This window comes from Nonomuraea sp. LP-02 (genome assembly GCF_036289125.1).
Classification (GTDB): Bacteria; Actinomycetota; Actinomycetes; order Streptosporangiales; family Streptosporangiaceae; genus Nonomuraea; species Nonomuraea bangladeshensis.
Genome location: NZ_JAXCLK010000002.1, coordinates 915800 through 933177, shown reverse-complemented (window position 1 = coordinate 933177; position 17378 = coordinate 915800). Strand labels below are relative to the sequence as shown.

Genomic DNA, 17378 nt, shown 5'->3' with positions numbered 1-17378 from the left:
GACGGCCACCGCGTGATCATTCGGAGTCTGTGAAGACAACCAAAGATCGTGCGGTGGCCGCGAGCCACAGCGTGGACCCTGACGCTGGGTGGTCATCTTCAACGAGCTGATGACCCGGATCGCCGGCCGGTTCGGCCGTGTCGAACCACGTCGCGCGGCGAGTGCGTACGTGCGCGGACTGCTGGCCGGCCTCGATCGCAAGAACTGCTGGAACCTGGCCGAACACGCCGGAATGGCCAGTCCCCAGAAGCTGCAGCGACTGCTGCGCACCGCCCGCCTATGCCACCCCGGCCGGGCGGGCGCTGCTGGACCGGCGGCTCTACCTGCCCGCCCGCACCTGCCCGCCCGCACCTGGCTGGCCGGCCCCGGCCGCTGCCGGGCGGCCGGCATCCCGGACGAGGCAGGTTCTGCAACCACGCCCGCGCCGGCCACCGCCATGGTGCCGGCCGCGCTGGAGGCAGGGGTGCCCGCCCGCTGGGTGACCGGTGATGAGGTCCACGGCCAGGACCCGCGCCTGCGCTCCACTCTGGAAGAGCGCCGGATGGGGTACGTGCCGGCGATCGCGGGCAACCGGCGCATCCGCCTGGACGGTGTCCAGGTCAGCACGGCCGAGGTCACCGCGCGGGTGGCCGACCGGCACTGGCACCGCTACCGCGCCGGACAGGGAGCCAAGGGCCCGCGCTGGTATGCCTGGGCCTGGGCCCGCATCGACGAGGACCAGCCGGACGGGTTCCGATGGCTGCTGATCCGCCGCAACCTGACCACCGGCGAGCCGGCCATGCTCGCCCTGGCCCTGCTGGCGGCCATCGCCGCCGCCCAGCCGTCCGACACCCACGACCGCGCCCGCGCCCGCGCCCGGCTGACACTCCCCGAGATCCGCCGGTTGCCGGCCGCGCTCACCTTGACCACGACCCACACGATCACGGACATTCTGCGCTGGTCAGACTGGCGCCGCCGCCATCAGGCAACCGCCCGACACTGCCACTACCAGCGCAGATTCCAACCATGATCGCGATGTGTCACTGGAGTACTCGTAGGGTCTTCGGGAGGGTGCCGGTCGTCAGGATGCCTCGGCCGGTTACTTGGTGACCTTGTCCGGGGTCGGGTCGTTCTTGAGCTGGTCCGGGAACACTCGCTTCACCTCGGCCGGAGAGTCTCCGTCCTTGGGCTTGCCCGCGAGACCCTTGTCCACCTCGACGGACGGCTCCTGCCGGGTCTGGTCAGCCGGCGGGGCGTCGACGTGGACCGGGGTGCCATAGTCGCTGAATTCCGTGACGATACGGTGTCCGTCTTCGAAGCTGATCTCCAGCCTGCGGACCTGGTTCTGATCGTCCACGTCCACCACGCCTTCCAGATCGGCGTTCTTGCTCTCAGGAGCCGCCGGGCCCGAATCCCTGAGCGAGAAGGTGAACCGCTTTCCGGTCCACCCCGTGCCGGAGGCGGGGCCGCTCTCCTTGACGTCCGTGGCCGAGCGCAGTCGCTTCAGAGCCTGGTCGGGGTTCAGCGCGCCCAGCTTGATCAGGGCGACAGCCGGCGACGCGTCGGCCAGTTCCACCTCGGGGCGCGGATAGGCGGCCCAGGTCCCGGTCTCGGGGTTACGGCTGTACATCTTGTCGCCGACGAAGCGGGTTTCGATCCCCTCCGCCGCGTTGGTGATGACGCCCACTTGGCGTACGGGATCGATGGCACCCTCCCACTTCCTGTTCCCGATGGTTTCGTGGAAGCGGAAGCTGGCCTGGGAGGTGGTGTCGACCGCGGCGATCACCGCGGCCTGCGCGAGTGGCTGACTCGCCGGCAGGCTCAGCACGGCCGTGCCGACCACCGCGGCCACGCCCAGGCCGGCGATGGCCGGGACCAGCACGCGCGCCCGCCTCCGTCGGGGCGCCCGCACCGCCGGCATGAGCCGTACGCTCGCCGGCACGTCCTCGGTGGCCCTGGAGAGCAGTACGCGGAGTTCTTGTTCCTTCATGAAAGGCTCCTCGTGTCGGTTCGTCACTGGATGCCACTCCCCTTCTGCTCGATTTGGTTGACCAGCACGTCAGGCGAGATCAACTGCCGCATGGCGCGCAGTCCCCGGTGCGTGTGGGTCTTGACCGTGCCGACCGAGCAGCCCATCAGCTCGGCGACCTCCGCCTCCGAGAGGTCCACGAAGAATCTCATCACCAGCGCCGTACGCTGCTTGACCGGGAGCTTCGCCAGCGCCTGACGTACGTCCTCGGCCAGCGCTCCCGCCTCGCCCATGTCGGCGGGGCCCGCCCCGTCGGGCAGGTCGGCGCGCGGGATCTCGCGCCGCCAGCGGGCCCGCCACCAGGATCGATGGGTGTTCACCAGGATGCGGCGCAGGTAGGCGTCCGGCCCACTGCTGGTGTCCAGGCGGTGCCAGACCTTGTACAGCTTGCCGAGGCTCGTCTGGACCAGGTCCTCGGCCAAGTGCCAGTCCCCGGTTAACAGGACCGCTGTTTTCAGATGGTGTTCGCCTCGATGTCGTACGAACTCCGCGAACTCGGCATCCACCCCGTCTCCTCTCGTCAGTGACAAGCCACCCCTGACACTCCTTGGACCCCGCTTCAGGTTGACCCGGCCGGGAGGGAAAGAAGTACGGGCGCGTGATCGCCTACGGCGACGGCAGGCACCCGGTCTCTGGGCCCTTGCCGGGCTTCGCCCGCGACAACCAGGCCTTGCCTACTTCACCTACACCGCCCACCCGCACGACGACGGCACGTGGGCGGCGTCGAAGGACCCTGAGGTCTGCACCCGGATGTACACCGCCCTCGCTCTGCACAGCGGGTTCATTGGCGTCAACTGGATGGACTTCTCCACCGACGCGATCTCCCTGGGCCACATCGGTCCGCCGCGCCACGATCATCAGCGGAACAGACGGCATTGACCAGACGGACAGTGGCGCCCCCGACCATGTCTGGCCGCCACTACCGCCGGAAGTCGCCGCCGAACGTGAATAGAAGCTCCGATTGCCCGCTGGACCGAGTTTGCGTATTCAACCTCACACGGCGCGATCAGCGCCCCTTACGAGATCGCTTCCCGCGTTTCAGCTGATCGTTTCCCAGGAGGAGCACGCCGTATGTCACGCCGCTTACTGGATGTCGGAATTCGTCCTTGAACGCGTGGTCGAGCCGCGTGCCACCGAGGAAGCCCACCGCATCGACCAGCGCCGTTCGGGGTCTCCAGGCATGTGGGCCATGTCAGGTGCGCTTGATGGGTATAACCGGCCTGAGCGCGCGGCGGCCGCCATGAGCGGCCCGATCGCTCGCGGGGCCGCTTGCCGTGGCCGGACTCTTGAGGCAGGTTCCATCCGAACGTGCGAATGTCAGTCCCCGACCTGCCCGGTCAGGCTCGGGCCGCCGAATCCGGCGAGCAGTTCGCGCAGCAGATCGGCGAGCTGATCACGGCGTTCGGGCGCGAGGTGACCGATGAGGCGGTCCTCGGCCGCGAGCAGGTCGGCGACAACGCGGTCGAGCAGGGCGTTGCCCTCGTCGGTGAGGGTGACCGCGCGCGCGTGGTAACCCTCACCGACGGTGGTCCGTTCGACCACCCCTGCCCTGACCGCTCGGTCCACGCGCTGCGTGATCGCGCCGCGCGTCACCATGCACGCGTCGGCCAGCTCGCTCGGGCTCATCCGGTACGGCGGGCCAGAGCGCCGCAGCGTGGACAACAGATCCAGCACGGCGACGTCGACACCCAGGTCCGCAAGGAGACGACGGCGCTCGTCGCCGAACACCTTGGCCGCCCACCAGATCCGGGTGATCACCCCGATCGACTCCACCGGCACGCCAGGCAGCTCGCGCCGCCAAGCGTCCTGGATGACGTCGGCGCGGTCGCGCGGCGGGTCAGCGGCCACGTTCCGCGCCGCCGTTCACCTGGATGATCTGCGCGGTGACGTGCCCGCCGCCGGGCGAGGCGAGCCAGTGCACGGTCTCCGCGATGTCCTGCGGCGTCCCTGGCCGGCCTGTCTGGGTCTGCCCGACGAGCATCGCGCGGCGTTTGTCATCCAGGGCCTCGCCGAAGAACTCGGTGTCCTCGATAAACCCCGGGGCGACCACGTTCACTGTGATGCCGCGTGGCCCGAGGGCGGCGGCGAGGTCGAACGCGTACGGGTGCAGGGCCGCCTTCATCGGGCCGTAGGAAGTGCCGCCCGAGCCGCGGAAGGCCGCGATCGAGGAGATGAACACGATCCGCCCCGACGGGTTCAGCAGATCGCGAAACGCCTCGGTCGGCAGCACCGACGTCAACACGTTGGCCCGGAAGTTGCCCATCCAACGCTCCGCGACACCATCGGAACCACCGCGTCCTTCGACGTTGCCGCCCGCGTTGTTGACCAGCACGTCGATCGTGCCGAAACGCCCGGCCAGGTCGGCGCGTACTCGCTCGACCTCAGCCGGCTCGCTCAGGTCGGCAGGCAGCGCGGTGCCGCCGATCTCCTTGGCCACCTTCTCCAGCACGTCGGCCCGCCGGCCGACAATTGCCACTCGGTCCCCGCAGGCCGCGAAGCGCGTTGCCACCGCCTTCCCGATGCCGGTGCCGCCACCGCTGACCACAATCGTGCGTGTCATGCCGAGCTCCTTCCAGTTTAGATCTAAACTCAGATTAGCAAAGACGTTGAGATGAGGGACCACCTCGAGATGGCGCACAGTGCGCGCGTTGTCGAGCCGTCCCGCGGGTCTGTAGTCGCCCAGGGAGAGCTGTGCTCGGTGGTGGAAGGGCCGATTGCAGAGGTGTCTCTTCACGTGAGCCGCAAAGCCATCTACAGTCACGCCGATCCGAGGACCCACGAAACGACAAGATCCCGCCAGATCTCGACGATCAGACGGGATCCCGTCAACTTCAGCCCGGCCGTCTCAAGAACGGCCCTGGGTGGGTGAGCTGTTCACGAGTACGGGTGACCTGCGGGAAAGGGGGCGGTTCCAGATCGCTTCCCAACGCTCGATCGATCGTTTCCCACCTAGTCGACCTATCACACCCCACCCGAGCGGTCACCGGCGGTGCGCGCCGAGGTCCGCCCGCGATCACCCCATGCTGGGGCCTCACGTCGGCGACCAGCACCGACATCCACCGCATCTGCGTCGTCCTTGCGGCGCAGATGGTAGGAGACGGTGGCGGTGGCCAGCGCGGCACCCCAGATCGGCCAGAAGCACTCCGGCAGCCAGGCACCCCATTCGGACAGGGAGAACCGGCCTGCGATCGTCCAGCGGATGTACGTCAGTCCGGCCACGGCAATGATGATCGCGACGAACCCGGCCGGGATGACCGCCAGCAGGGGCGGTACCCGCCTGCCGCGCAGGCCGGGAATCCAACGCGGGAAGATCTCCCCCCATCGCTGAGTGAGCCCGAGGGTGAGCACGCCGCCGAACGCGCCGAAGGTCGCCAGGTAGGCACCCGCCAGCCACAGGCCGTCCTCGCCTTCGGCCAGGAACTCCGGGCTCACTCCGAGCGGGATGCCCAGCGCCCACGCCCACCGGGTGGCGCAGTACACCAGAGGCACCACGACGGCCACGTACACGGCTGTGCGGCCCCGCTGCGGGGTGAACCAACGCGTGCGGGCCCGGCTACGGCCGTACGCCAGCGCCGTGGCGGCCAGCAGCAGTCCGCCCAGCACGCAGAGAAGCTGGTTCAGGACGGGCCATGGCCAGGCATCGGCGAAGGTGGCGCCGCCCAGGCTCCAGCCGAAGACCGGTGCCACCAGCAGCAGCGGCGTGTAGGCGACGCCCATCATCAGCCGCGAGTCGGGAACCACCAGGACCAGGCTCGCGGCGAGCGGCCACGCCAGGAACAACGGAGCACGACGATCGCTCCTGCGGGTGAGCGCCAGCGCCGTCGCCGCGGTGAGCAGGCCGAAGGCGGCAATCCACCAACCGAAGCGCGGCGTCGTCCCGGCCAGGATGGACAGCGCGCCGTCCGGGTCGGGGTCGGAGGCCCCCCAGGGGAAGCCGGGGAGGCCGAGCGCCCACGCCGAGCCGAGAGCACCATAGGCCAGCGCCCACAGTGCCGCCGCGTAGCCGCGCCAGACAGAAGTGATGGTTCTCATGTGATCAGCGTCGCCGGGCGGCAGGCCGGCGGACCAGATGCCGTTCGGCACCTCCGGCCATCGCCACAGGTGCCGTTCGGCACCTGTGGCCGGTTTGCACGGTGGACGTATCGTCGGTCCGGTGAGCTGGATGTGGATTGTCGTGTCGATATCGCTGCTGGTTCCCGTCGCAGTGGCGGCGGCAGCGCTGTCGCGGTCGTCGCTCGAGCCGCGTCTGCCTGCGCTGACCTGCGTGGCCGCGGCCGGATCGCTGGCCGTCACGCTGGCGCACGTCATCGGCATCGTGCAGCCCGAGCCGGGCACCGCCGCATTGGGGATGATCGAGAGTCTGGCCCTCATGACGCTGACCGGCCTGATCGTCCGACGCGTGCCGGCACGGCGGGCAGCGGTGACCGCGCCGGCGGCCGGCCTGGCCTCGGCCACCTGGCTGCTGCGCTTCTTCGCCCCCGCCTCGCCGCTGGAAGCGGTGGGCGCGTGCCTGTTCTGGGGGTTGGGCGCGCTCCTGGCCGCAGCTGTCGGGGGTTACCTGCGTTCTCTCGAGGTACGGCAGTCCCGCGCCGTGGCCGACACCCGCACCGCATTACGGCTTCAGCTGGCCAGAGACCTGCACGACTTCGTCGCCCACGACATCAGCGAAATGGTGGCGCACGCCCAGGCGGGCCGGGTCGTGGGCGATCCGCTGCAGGCGCTCGAACGCGTCGAAGCCGCAGGCCAGCGCGCCATGTCGATGCTGGACCGTACCCTGGACACGCTGCATCACGACCGGCCCCTCACCTCCACTGGTGACCTCAGCGGCATCCGCGAGGCAGCCGAACGTTTCTCCGCCGCCGGCCCCGCGCCGGTCCGCCTGCGCATGGACCCGCAGGTAGCGGTCCCGGCGGAGACCGCGGTCCTGGCCTACCGGATCGTCATCGAAGGACTCACCAACGTCCGGCGGCACGCTCCCCAGGCCAGCCGCGTCGACCTGGGCATCAGCGCCGGAGAAGGTCTACTGGAGATCACGATGACCAACGACGGCGTGACACGAACGCGAAGCGGCCGGCGCGGAGGGTACGGCCTGCCCGGCCTGACCACGCTGGTCCAGGCGCAGGGCGGTGAACTGGTCACACAGGCCGTACCGGATGGGTGGTCGCTGACCGCGCGCCTGCCAGTGGCACAATCGCCGGAGTGTCCACCCGCATCCTCATCGCCGACGACCAGGAAGGCATTCGAAGCGCCTTCCGCATGATCCTCGACGCCCAGCCCGACATGACGGTCGTGGCCGAGGCCGCCGACGGACGCACCGCGATCCACACCGCCAGGACGATCAGACCGGACGTCGTGCTCGCCGACATCCGGATGCCCGGAGCCGACGGCATCGAGGTAGCCCGTGCCCTTGCCGACACCGACATCCACGTGGTGATCGTCACCACCTTCGGGCTCGACGAGTACGTCCACGCGGCACTGCGGCACGGCGCCTCCGGTTTCATCCTCAAACGCTCCGGCCCCACCTTGCTCATCGAAGCCATCAGGGCCGCGACGAATGGCGACATGCTCATCAGCCCGCAGCTCACCATCCGACTGCTGCGCCACCACGGCCTGCCGCACGAGACGCCGGACGTCGTACTCACCGAGCGGGAAGATGACATCGTGGCGCTGGTCGCGCACGGCAAGACCAACGCCGAGATCGCCGCGGAACTCTTCCTCTCCGCGGGCACGGTGAAGAACCACATGGCGGCCATCCAGCGTAAGACCGGCGCCAGAAACCGCGTCGCCATCGCGGCCTGGGCATGGGCGACCGGCAGGGCCGAGCCCTGATCGCGCCCACCGGCTCGACGGTGGAGGAGCCGTCCGGGCGAACGCCCGATCCATGGACCCTCACCCCGGCAGAACCAGGCTCGGAAGCCCCTGAAACGACGAGATCCCGCCCGATCTCAACGATCAGACGGGATCTCGTCAACCTCAGTCCAGCCGTTCCAGGAACGGCCCCTTCAACATCACACGGCGCGATCAGCGCCCAGTTTCGCCCGTGGAGTACCAGGTTCGTCAGCCTCTGGGAGCCCGGGTCCGAGGTCACGCGAGACCGGAACGTGTTGTCGCCGGGCTCGGCCACGACAAAGTTGACCTTGGCCACGCCGGTCCAGCGCTCAACGACCTGATCGTCGGTCTTCGATGTGAAGTGGTCAGGGTCCTCACACGCGATACCGAAGATCGCCAACGCGGCCACGACCTTCTTCGGGTTGGCGAACTCCCCATCATCCTCCTGACGAACGAACCCGTCCGGCGCGTCCTCAGCCTCTTGACGTCAGCTGGGTCAGCCGCCAGCGGAATGGACCGCGATCCGCTGCGCGCTCTTGAGGGCGACGCCGGGCAGCAGGCCGAACTCGTCGATGCGGTCAGGGTATGGTCCCCGATACGTACAGGTGCGCCTCCACTCGGACGTAGTCGATCGCCGGCGAGGCGCCGTGTGTGATCAGGTCTGCCGACGTCACCAGCCATCTTTTCCCCCTACCTGTGTCGATGACCATGTCGCGCTGGGCCAGACGCTGCCAACCCTGCTCGGCGACTGGTAGACACGCCGGCCGGCCAGTCGCCACCGGTCGATGCTCGTAAACGACGGCAGCGCCCCCACCTGGCCGGGCGCCCCGGTCGACTCCTCGCAGTCGTCGGCGTAGGTGACGGACTGCCCCTCCACCGACAGTGCTTTGACAGTCAGGCCATGCCCCGGCCGCAGCTGCGAGACCAGGTCGCGGACCTCTGAACTGTGGGCGGCCTGCAGCCACACCAGGCGCCGAATCGTTCTCGACCAGGGGGTCATGGGTGAGCCGCCACCCCAGCGGGTGCGGCAGCAGGCCCGTGTGGTGCAGGTCTCTGGCGTGACGCGGCGGCCGAGGTAACGCTTCCACGTCGGCCGGGGCGTCGGCGATGGCCTGCTCCAGCGTCCAGCGGTCGGCTTCGGCGAGCGGATGCGCCGATCCCTGCCCTGTTCCATCAGTTGGGCAAGCAGCTCGCCGCCATGACGGACTGACGGGCCACGCACCGCTCCACCTGGAACGTCGAGTTGTCCAGAACGCCGCGATGATTGTCCATCGCGCGGAGCGTTGCTGGACAATTTCCCGCCGGTCTACAACGGTCACGCCACCACGAGCTGATCGTCTACGTGTCCGGCGACCGGAAAGATCCGTCATCTCCAGAGCTATCGCACGGTGCCCCAGAGGCAGCGCCGCGCTCACCTTCCAGATTCGTAGGCCTGAGCACGCGCTACAGCTTCCCTGAACCGCCGACACCACCATCCATTCCCGTCAATCTTGTCGCTTTACGAAATGTCCCATGCAGACCTACGCTTTCGGCACCCGCCAAGGCCGGGTCTACAACTAGCCTTACGAAAGGGGCTACATTGCTGCTGAAACGATTCTCGACGGGCGCCGGCGTGCTAGCCGCAGCAGTCGCATTCATGCTCGCGACGCAGTCATCGGCGATCGCTCAGACTTCGACCGGCGACCTGGAAAACTGGGTCGGCAATTGCGATGCCGTAGTCGCCATATCCGACGACCTCATCGGATCACCCGGTCGGATAGAGGCGTGGGGTGGCTACTCCTGCTCCAACCCACAGAAATGGGGTGGCGTTCTAAGGATTCAAATCTTCAAGGGAAGCCAAAAGGTCGCCGACAAGGTGGCGAACTGGCCCCTGGGCACAACCGGACATGTCGAGACCTCGGTCGCCAACACCAGCGGCACTCAAGCGTGGTACGCGAAGATGATCATTTCATCGACAATGTCTCAGGGCGGCACCGTTAGGACGGGAACCATCTACTCATGATGCTGAAATCAAGCATTCGCCGGCCGAGCGTTATGATCGGCGTCGCGCTTGCCATGATGCTCTTCAGTGCCACTCCGGCATCGGCGGCGAGCTCCACGGCGGGCAGAGAAAACTTCTACCGAAACTGCGATGCCGTGCTCGCCGTTTCCGACCAGACAACTCCCGGAAGCGTCGAGGTATATGGCGGCTGGGGCTGCGATGCGACGTCATACTTCTATCCAGGGCAGATCATTCTGTCGCTGTACCTCAACGGCGTAGAGGTAATGCACAGCGAGAAGAAAACTCCAGATCTGTCTAGACCCCAGTCGTTCAGCCATGCGGTGACCCATCCGGACTATTCGACCACCGACTATTTTTATGGAAAGATGACAATCAAAGGCGCCGGAGGCGTGAACTTCACGCTTACGACCGGCAATATCCGAACCTGATGCACTCAGGGGCGAAGCGCTCTCGGCCGGCATGCCGCGACCGGGTGGTTGAGAGGCGCCCCGAGGCCTGAATGACAAACACAACCCCGGTGATCGTCGGGGGTGGTCATTTCCGGGGTTGTCACCCGTGAACGAGAGGCCCGTAGCGATCTCGCTGACGAGCCGCCACCACCTGCCGCCCCTACGGGCTTCCGGCGGCAGGTGGTGGCGTTTCTGGCCACAGCCGAAGAGCCCATGCGGGCGCGGGAGATCGCGTAGGCCATCGGCAAGCCGGATACCCGCTCACACGTGGAGGGGATGCGCTCCCGGTTGCAGCGGCTGGTGAGCGACGGCTGGTCACGGCGCGAAGCGGGCGGACTTTATGCGGTCGCCTCCAATATCAACGGGCACGCGCCCAGTTGGGAGGCCGTTTGACCGCCGATATGTGATCACGCCCCTGCCGTGACCCACCATGCTGCAGCTCCCGGCCTACGCGGCGGCCGCGCACGCAAGCTGCGCCGCCGCCGAAACGGCCCCACTGACGGCGGAGGGGCAGTGGCGTCCTTGCCCTCATCCCTGAGCCGCCGACGTCCTGAGTGGTCTGCCCACCGCCTGGCTCGCCCTACGAGGGACAGGGTGACGCGATCTGCCCCGGTCTCTACGCCGACCACCTGTGCACCGCCGGCGAGAACCCGTCCGCCAAGCCCTTGCCGCCGAGCAGGTGAGCCGCCGCGGCCGGGACCACTCGCCATGCCTCGGCAGGGCCGGGTGATCGAGAGGATCACATGTTCACAGGCTGTCTTCCTCCCAGGCCGGCTCATCGGGCTTGCGGAGCCGGCGCCCGGTGCGGGCACTGCGGCCTGCACCGGGCGCGCATGCCCGATCAGACAGCCTGCGCGGTGGGCAGGATGGTGATCTCGGTGAGCAGTGCCTCCATCAGGGCGCTGGCGTCGGGGTCGGTGACGTGGCTGGGCAGCTCGGTGTCGACCATGCCGGGCTCGATCGTGGCCACCCGGATGTTCCTGGGGCCGAGTTCGACGCGCAGCAGCCGGGTGAGGTGGCTGATGTAGGCCTTGGTGCCGGAGTAGACGGAGAACTTCTCCAGGATCCGGGTGGCCGCGATCGAGGAAGTGGTGATCAGGTCCGCGGGCCGGCCGGCTTCGGCGGCGGTGGTCAGGTGAGGCAGGAAGGCGCCGAGGACGTTCATGACGCCGGTGATGTTCAGGTCGATCTGGTGTTGCCAGTCGTCCTGGCGCAGGTCGATGATCGGTGAGATGAGCTGGACGCCGGCGTTGTTGACGACGAGGTCGGCGGTGCCGAGCCGTTCGGCGACCTGGTCCGCCGTGTCGTTGACGGATTGCCGGCCGGTGACGTCGACGGGGAGGGCGATCGCGGTGCCGCCGGCGGCGCCGATGGAGGCGGTCAGCTCGTCGAGCCGGTCCTTACGCCGGGCCAGCACCGCGACGTTCGCGCCGAGCTCGGCCAGGCGCAGGGCGGTGGCGGCGCCGATGCCGCTGGAGGCGCCCGTGACGACGGCCACGCGGCCGGCCAGCGGCGCTCCGGTGAGCAGGGCAGCGGTCATGACAGATCCTTCCAAGGATGAGGGCGGGGCCCGGGGTCAGGCCGCGTCGTCGTATGCGGTGGCGGCGGATTTGTCTCGCCAGGGGGCCGCGTCCTGCTCGATCCGGTCCAGCTTGGCCTGCAGGCGGTCGAGGGTGTCGGGCCCGAGGTACAGGTGCCCCGGCAGCTTGTCCTGGCGGGTGACCTCGTAGATCAGCGCGGCGCCCTTGACCGGGTCGCCGAGCTGGGTGTGGTTGGCGGTGCCGGCCCAGTCCAGGGTGATGTGGGCGGGGGTGCCGTCGTAGGCGTCGATGCGGTGCGCGGCGGTGGACAGGGAGCTGGCGTCGAGGAAGTCGGTGCGGAAGACGCCGGGCTCGACGACCATGCACTGGATCCCGAACGGCTCCAGCTCCGCCGCCAGCGCCTCGCTGATGCCGGCGACGGCGAACTTGGTGGCGGCGTACATGCTCACCCCTGGCTCGCCCTCGAATCCGGACCGCGACCCGATGTTGACGATCTTGCCGTGGCCCGCGGCGCGCATGCCCGGCAGCACGGCGCGGGTGAGATTGATCAGGCCGAACACATTGAGATCGAACAGGGCGCGCGCCTCAGCGTCGGTGATCTCCTCCAGCGCGCCGAGCAGGCCCCGGCCCGCGTTGTTGACCAGGATGTCGATGGTGCCGAAGCGCCCGGCGGCCGCCTCGACGGCGTGCGTGATCTCCTCGCCGCGGGTGACGTCGAGGCGGACACCGAGCACCCGGCCGGACCGCTGGAGGTCTTCGGGCAGGGCGTCCGGATTACGGGCCGCCGCCACCACGGTGTGGCCGCCCGCGACGGCGGCGCGGGCGATCTCCAGGCCGAGGCCCCGGGAAGCGCCGGTGATGAACCACGTGGACATGTGAAAGCTCCCTCGTACGGATGAGTGACAGGGCCGGATCAGCGGCCCGATCTCCACTGAACCAGCCTTGAGCAGCGAAAACGGGCGGCAAAGGTGCCCAAGCCATCGGGGGACGAACTGGGCCACCCTCACAGGGCGGCGCACTGCGGGAAGACGCGACACTGGGTGGTATGGACCGTGACCACACCAGCACCCCGCTGGCGGAGTTCCTGCGCTCGGCCCGGGCCCGCCTCAGCCCGCACGAGGCCGGGCTCGACGAGCCGCTCCTGGGACGGCGCCGCGTGTCCGGACTTCGGCGCGAGGAACTGGCCCGGCTGGCCGGGGTGAGCGTGGACTACTACACCCGCCTGGAGCAGGGCCGCAGCCGCAGCGCCTCGCCCGAGGTGCTCGACGCGCTGGCCACCGCCCTCCACCTGGACGACGCCGAACGCGAGCACCTGCACACCCTGGCCCGCCCCCAGCCCGCCCAGCGCAGACGGCGCCCCCGCCCGCAACGGGTCCACCCCGCCACCTGGCGGCTGCTGGACACCTTGGAGGCGGCGCGCCGGCCCGCCTTCGTCCTGGGCCGCCGCCTCGACGTACTGGCTCACAACAGGCTGGCCGGACGCCTGATCACCGACTTCCGGGCGCTGCCCGCGGCCGAACGCAACCAGGCGCGTTTCGTCTTCCTCGACCCGCACGCCCGCGAGCTGTACAAGAATTGGCCCGCCGTCGCCGCCGACACGGCCGCCATGCTCCGCCGCGACGCCGGCCGGCACCCCGACGACCCCGCTCTCAGCATTCTGATCGGCGACCTGTCCATCCGCAGCGAGGAATTCCGCCGCTGCTGGTCCGACAACAAGGTCCACCAGCGCACCACGGGCTACAAGGACTACCACCATCCCCTGGTCGGCGACCTCACCATCACCTACCAGGCCCTCACTCCAGCCGACGACCCCGAGCAGACGCTCTTCATCTATGACGCCGAGCCCGGCAGTCCGTCCGAGACCGCGCTGCACCTGCTCGCCCAGTGGAATGAGCCGGCCGCTGACAACCGCATCCCTCTGCGCAGAGCGGAGGGCCGTCCGAGATGACGGCGACCCTCACCCTCGCCGACGCTGGGGTGCGAGGAGGCCGGTGAGCGGAGAGGGCCGGACCTGGCGGTGGGCCAGCCGCGCCGTACTGGCCCGCTTCACCGGACCGCAGACCGCCGCACGCCTGGACGCCCTTCTGGAAGGAATGGTCATGCACGCGCTGTCCACCGAAACGCCATGCCGATCGGCACACCTGTGATCACTGTCAGTGACGCCGACGTGCGCGATCTGCGCGCCCGGCTGCGGGCCACCCGATGGGCCGAGCCCTGGCCGGTCGGCGGCTGGCAGGCCGGCACCGACGCCGCGGAGCTGCGCCGCCTGGTCACCTACTGGGCGGGCGGCTACGACTGGCGGGCCCACGAGGCCGCCATCAACGCCCTGCCCTCCCACTTCGCCGACCTCGACGGCACGCCCGTGCACTACCTCCGCTACGACGGCGAACACCCCGGCGCGCTGCCCATCGTGCTCACCCACGGCTGGCCCAGCTCGTGAGCGTGGGCCGCCGCGGCGAGAAGGCGAAGCCGGGCAGCGAGGGGACGCCGATACCGAAGCCGCAGCCGAGCAGACCCACGACCTGTGGCACCGGCTGATGCACGACGAACTCGGCTTCCGGCGCTACGCGGCACATGGCGGAGACCTGGGCGCCGGCATCACCTCACGGCTGGCCGAGGCCCACCCCGAAGCCGTCGTCGGCATCCACCTGCTCGCCGCCGCGGCCCCGGCCGGCTACGACCCCGCCGGGCTCACCTCCGAGGAGCAGACCTACCTCGCCTCCGCCGTCGCCTGGCAGGCCGAGGAGGGCGGCTACCTGCACCAGCAGAACACCCGCCCCCTCACCCTCGCCCCCGCCCTGGCCGACTCGCCCGCTGGTCTGCTGGCCACACCCAGGCGTCCCTCTACTGGTTCACGGGCACCATCTCGACGTCGTTCCGGCCCTACTACGAGTACGCGCACCACCTGACCCGGCGGGTGCGGCGGGTGGACGTGCCCACGGCCCTGGCCCTGTTTCCCGCCGACCTGAGCCGGCCGCCCAGGAGCTGGGCCGAGCGCACCTACAACCTCACCCGCTACACCCGCATGCCCCGCGGCGGGCACTTCGCCGCGCACGAGGAGCCCGAGCTGCTGGCTCGCGACATCACCGAGTTCTTCCACGCCTACCGGTGAACGCCGGACGGGGCGAGCCGGCCCTCTACCTGCGCGGTTCGCTCTGACGCCGGGTGGCGTGGATGGAGCCGAGGAGGCCGAGGGCCTGGGCGCTGTCGCTGCCCGGCTCGGCGTGGTAGATCACGAGCTGCTGGCCGGGGGCGTCGCGTACGTCGAAGGCTTGGTAGGTGAGCGTGAGCGGGCCGACGTCGGGGTGCAGGAACTGCTTGGCGTCCTGGGTCTTGCCCCGTACGGTGTGGGCGTTCCAAAGGCGGGCGAAGTCCGCGCTCCGCCCGGCGAGCTCGCGGACGAGCTCGGCCAGGCGCGGGTCGTCCGGGTCGAAGCCGGCCGCCTGGCGCAGGTTGGCGACGGTGGCCTGGGCCGCCCGGTCCCAGTCGGTGTAGAAGCGCCGGCCGGCGGGGTTGAGGAAGGTCATGCGGGCCAGGTTGTCCGCCGGCTCGAAGGGGCTGTAGAGGGCATCGGCCAGGGCGTTGGTGGCCAGGATGTCCAGGGTCCGGTTCATCACGAACGCCGGAGTGTGCGGGTAGCCGTCCATCAACTGGCGCAGCGCCGGGCTGACCCGCTCAGGGGCCTGCCTGAAGGGCCGGTCGTCCGGGGTGGTCCCGGCCAGCCGGTACAGGTGCGCCCGGGCGTCGGCGTCGAGGCGCAACGCGCGGCCGAGGGCGTCGAGCACCTGACCTGAGGGGTTGCGCTCGCGCCCTTGTTCCAGGCGGGTGTAGTAGTCGGCGTTCACCCCGGCCAGGACGGCGACCTCCTCACGGCGCAGCCCGGCGACTCTGCGGGCCCCGTAGCTCGCCATGCCGACGTCCTCCGGCCGCAGGGCGGCGCGGCGGGCGCGCAGGAATTCGCCCAGGTGGTTGCTACCCATGCGACCACGCTATCCGGCGGCCACGTGTGCTGCCTGGGTGCGCCGCACCCAGGCAGCACACGTCCTGGTTGATGCCCTCTGACCTGCGCAGACTCGATGAATCACCGCACCCGCCACCGACCCCTCACCCGCGGAGGAAGCCCCTTGAACGCCATCCTGGACCAGCTGCGCAGCGCCGTCACCGGCCGCCGCGTCCTGCTCACCGGAGCAGCAGCCGTCGTCACCATGGACCCGGAGCTGGGCGTCCTGCCCCACGCCGACCTGCTCATCGACGGCGAGCGGATCGCCGCCGTCGGGGTGAACCTGCCGACCGGCGACGCGCTGGTCATCGACGTCACCGGCGCCGTCCTGGCCCCCGGCTTCGTCGACACCCATCGCCACGCCTGGGAGGCGCAACTGCGCCGCATCATGCCGGACGTCAACGACCTCGGCGAGTACGTCACCTCCACCCTGGCCGGCATCGCCCCCGCCTACCAGCCGCAGGACATGTACATCGGCACCCGCCTGGCCGCCCTGACCGCCATCGACAGCGGCATCACCACCATGCTCGACTTCTCCCACAACTCCCGCACCGCCGCCCACTCCGACGCCGCCATCCGGGCGCTGGCCGACACCGGCATCCGCGGCGTGCACGCCTCGATGCGCCCCCACTTCGGCGACTGGGACGGCCAGTGGCCCGCGGACCTGACCCGCCTGCACCAAGCCCACTTCGCCGGCAACTCCCTGCTCACCCTGCGCCTGGCCGCCCTGGCCACGGGCGAGGTCGCCGGCCCCGACCTCGCCTACGGCGAGCACCTCGCCCGCACCGCCCGCGATCTCGGCATCGGCGTCAGCATCGACGCCGTCTTCGGCCCGACCTCCTCCGAAGCCATCCTCGGCTGGGCCGAGCAGGGCCTGCTCGGCCCGGACGTCTCCCTCATCCACTGCACCGGCCTGACCCCGCAGGCCTGGCAGGCGATGGCCGAGGCGGGCGCAGGCGTCGCGCTCGCCCCCACCTCCGACGCCCAGATCGGCCTGGAAAGCGCGATCCCCGCCATCGACGAGGCGCTCGCCGCCGGCGTCCGGCCAGGGCTGAGCATCGACGTCGAAGTCGCCCTGGCCAGCGACATGTTCACGCAGATGCGCGCCCTGCACACCGTCCAGCGCATGCGCGCCGTCAACGCCGCCTACGGCACCGGCGAGCAGCCCGCCCGGATCGGCGTGCACGACGTCCTGGACTTCGCCACCCTGCAGGGCGCCAGGAGCATCGGCCTGAGCGACGTCACCGGCTCGCTGACCCCGGGCAAGCAGGCCGACGTGCTCGTCGTACACGCAGAAGACCTCAACAACATGCCGCTCAACGACCCCGTCGGCACCCTCGTCCTGGGCTGCGACGCCCGCGATATCGACGCCGTCTTCATCGCCGGGCAGGTCCGCAAGTGGGCCGGCACCGTCCTGGACGTCGATCTGGCCGCGCTGCGCGAGGACGTGAGTGCTTCCCGCGACCGCGTCCTGCGTGCCGCCGGGCACGCCGGCCGCCGGCTCTGACCGGCCGCACCGTCGCCGGCGCGACCAGCGACCAGCGACCAG

General features: G+C 69.7%; 18 protein-coding genes and 1 pseudogene. 10 read left to right on the top strand and 9 right to left on the bottom strand.

The genetic code is table 11. From position 1 onward, the window contains the following. The first annotated feature begins 88 nt into the window (after positions 1-88). The gene (locus tag SMD20_RS47605) at positions 89-1009 is read left to right on the top strand and encodes a transposase (protein ID WP_329594491.1); all 921 of its coding nucleotides are present in this window, start codon (positions 89-91) and stop codon (positions 1007-1009) included. A 69-nt stretch (positions 1010-1078) separates the two neighbouring features. On the opposite strand, the gene SMD20_RS47600 is transcribed toward SMD20_RS47605, so the two are convergent. The 5 genes from SMD20_RS47600 to SMD20_RS47580 all read right to left on the bottom strand — a co-directional run bounded on the left by SMD20_RS47600 (position 1079) and on the right by SMD20_RS47580 (position 6040). Beyond that, complete coding sequence (locus tag SMD20_RS47600; RefSeq protein ID WP_329594489.1) at positions 1079-1861, bottom strand: hypothetical protein; 783 nt, start codon at positions 1859-1861, stop codon at positions 1079-1081. A gap of 131 nt (positions 1862-1992) precedes the next feature. After that, on the bottom strand, positions 1993-2514 hold the full coding sequence (locus tag SMD20_RS47595; RefSeq protein WP_329594487.1) for a SigE family RNA polymerase sigma factor: 522 nt from the start codon (positions 2512-2514) through the stop codon (positions 1993-1995). Positions 2515-3325: 811 nt separating this feature from the next. Then, positions 3326-3856: a MarR family winged helix-turn-helix transcriptional regulator gene (locus SMD20_RS47590; protein ID WP_329594485.1), complete on the bottom strand. Its 531-nt coding sequence runs from the start codon at positions 3854-3856 to the stop codon at positions 3326-3328. Further along, a complete protein-coding gene (locus SMD20_RS47585) occupies positions 3846-4646 on the bottom strand; it encodes an SDR family NAD(P)-dependent oxidoreductase (protein WP_329594483.1) in 801 nt (266 codons plus the stop codon). The genes SMD20_RS47590 and SMD20_RS47585 overlap by 11 nt, the downstream gene beginning before the upstream one ends. A 323-nt stretch (positions 4647-4969) precedes the next feature. Then, a complete protein-coding gene (locus SMD20_RS47580) occupies positions 4970-6040 on the bottom strand; it encodes a hypothetical protein (RefSeq protein ID WP_329594481.1) in 1071 nt (356 codons plus the stop codon). A 130-nt stretch (positions 6041-6170) separates the two neighbouring features. Here SMD20_RS47580 and SMD20_RS47575 point away from each other — a divergent pair, with 130 nt between their 5' ends. Further along, positions 6171-7268: a sensor histidine kinase gene (locus tag SMD20_RS47575; protein WP_329594774.1), complete on the top strand. Its 1098-nt coding sequence runs from the start codon at positions 6171-6173 to the stop codon at positions 7266-7268. Then, positions 7208-7837, top strand: coding sequence for a response regulator transcription factor (locus tag SMD20_RS47570; protein WP_329594479.1), 630 nt, complete (start codon positions 7208-7210; stop codon positions 7835-7837). Before SMD20_RS47575 ends, SMD20_RS47570 begins: the two co-directional genes overlap by 61 nt. Before the next feature lie 474 nt (positions 7838-8311). Here SMD20_RS47570 and SMD20_RS47565 read toward each other — a convergent pair. After that, a pseudogene (locus SMD20_RS47565) lies at positions 8312-8411 on the bottom strand (recombination mediator RecR); the annotation flags it as partial. Between the two features lie 1005 nt (positions 8412-9416). Between SMD20_RS47565 and SMD20_RS47560 the strand changes: the two are divergent. Continuing rightward, complete coding sequence (locus SMD20_RS47560; RefSeq protein ID WP_329594477.1) at positions 9417-9839, top strand: hypothetical protein; 423 nt, start codon at positions 9417-9419, stop codon at positions 9837-9839. Continuing rightward, positions 9836-10267, top strand: coding sequence for a hypothetical protein (locus SMD20_RS47555; protein ID WP_329594475.1), 432 nt, complete (start codon positions 9836-9838; stop codon positions 10265-10267). The genes SMD20_RS47560 and SMD20_RS47555 overlap by 4 nt, the downstream gene beginning before the upstream one ends. A gap of 862 nt (positions 10268-11129) precedes the next feature. Here SMD20_RS47555 and SMD20_RS47550 read toward each other — a convergent pair. After that, entirely contained in the window at positions 11130-11828 is a 699-nt protein-coding gene (locus tag SMD20_RS47550; protein ID WP_329594473.1) for an SDR family oxidoreductase, read from the bottom strand. A 36-nt stretch (positions 11829-11864) separates the two neighbouring features. Beyond that, a complete protein-coding gene (locus tag SMD20_RS47545; RefSeq protein WP_329594471.1) occupies positions 11865-12704 on the bottom strand; it encodes an SDR family NAD(P)-dependent oxidoreductase in 840 nt (279 codons plus the stop codon). A 170-nt stretch (positions 12705-12874) separates the two neighbouring features. Here SMD20_RS47545 and SMD20_RS47540 point away from each other — a divergent pair, with 170 nt between their 5' ends. From SMD20_RS47540 to SMD20_RS47525, 4 genes are all read left to right on the top strand, one after another. After that, positions 12875-13777 carry a helix-turn-helix transcriptional regulator gene (locus SMD20_RS47540; RefSeq protein WP_329594469.1) on the top strand — a complete coding sequence of 301 codons (903 nt, stop codon included), beginning with the start codon at positions 12875-12877 and terminating at the stop codon, positions 13775-13777. Positions 13778-13972: 195 nt separating this feature from the next. Continuing rightward, positions 13973-14269: an epoxide hydrolase N-terminal domain-containing protein gene (locus SMD20_RS47535; RefSeq protein ID WP_329594466.1), complete on the top strand. Its 297-nt coding sequence runs from the start codon at positions 13973-13975 to the stop codon at positions 14267-14269. A gap of 97 nt (positions 14270-14366) precedes the next feature. Then, a complete protein-coding gene (locus SMD20_RS47530; protein WP_329594464.1) occupies positions 14367-14738 on the top strand; it encodes an alpha/beta fold hydrolase in 372 nt (123 codons plus the stop codon). Between the two features lie 17 nt (positions 14739-14755). Then, a complete protein-coding gene (locus SMD20_RS47525; protein WP_329594462.1) occupies positions 14756-14941 on the top strand; it encodes an alpha/beta fold hydrolase in 186 nt (61 codons plus the stop codon). Between the two features lie 25 nt (positions 14942-14966). On the opposite strand, the gene SMD20_RS47520 is transcribed toward SMD20_RS47525, so the two are convergent. After that, complete coding sequence (locus SMD20_RS47520) at positions 14967-15809, bottom strand: helix-turn-helix transcriptional regulator (RefSeq protein ID WP_329594460.1); 843 nt, start codon at positions 15807-15809, stop codon at positions 14967-14969. Between the two features lie 144 nt (positions 15810-15953). Between SMD20_RS47520 and SMD20_RS47515 the strand changes: the two genes are divergently transcribed. Continuing rightward, complete coding sequence (locus tag SMD20_RS47515) at positions 15954-17336, top strand: amidohydrolase family protein (protein ID WP_329594458.1); 1383 nt, start codon at positions 15954-15956, stop codon at positions 17334-17336. Positions 17337-17378: the final 42 nt, after the last annotated feature.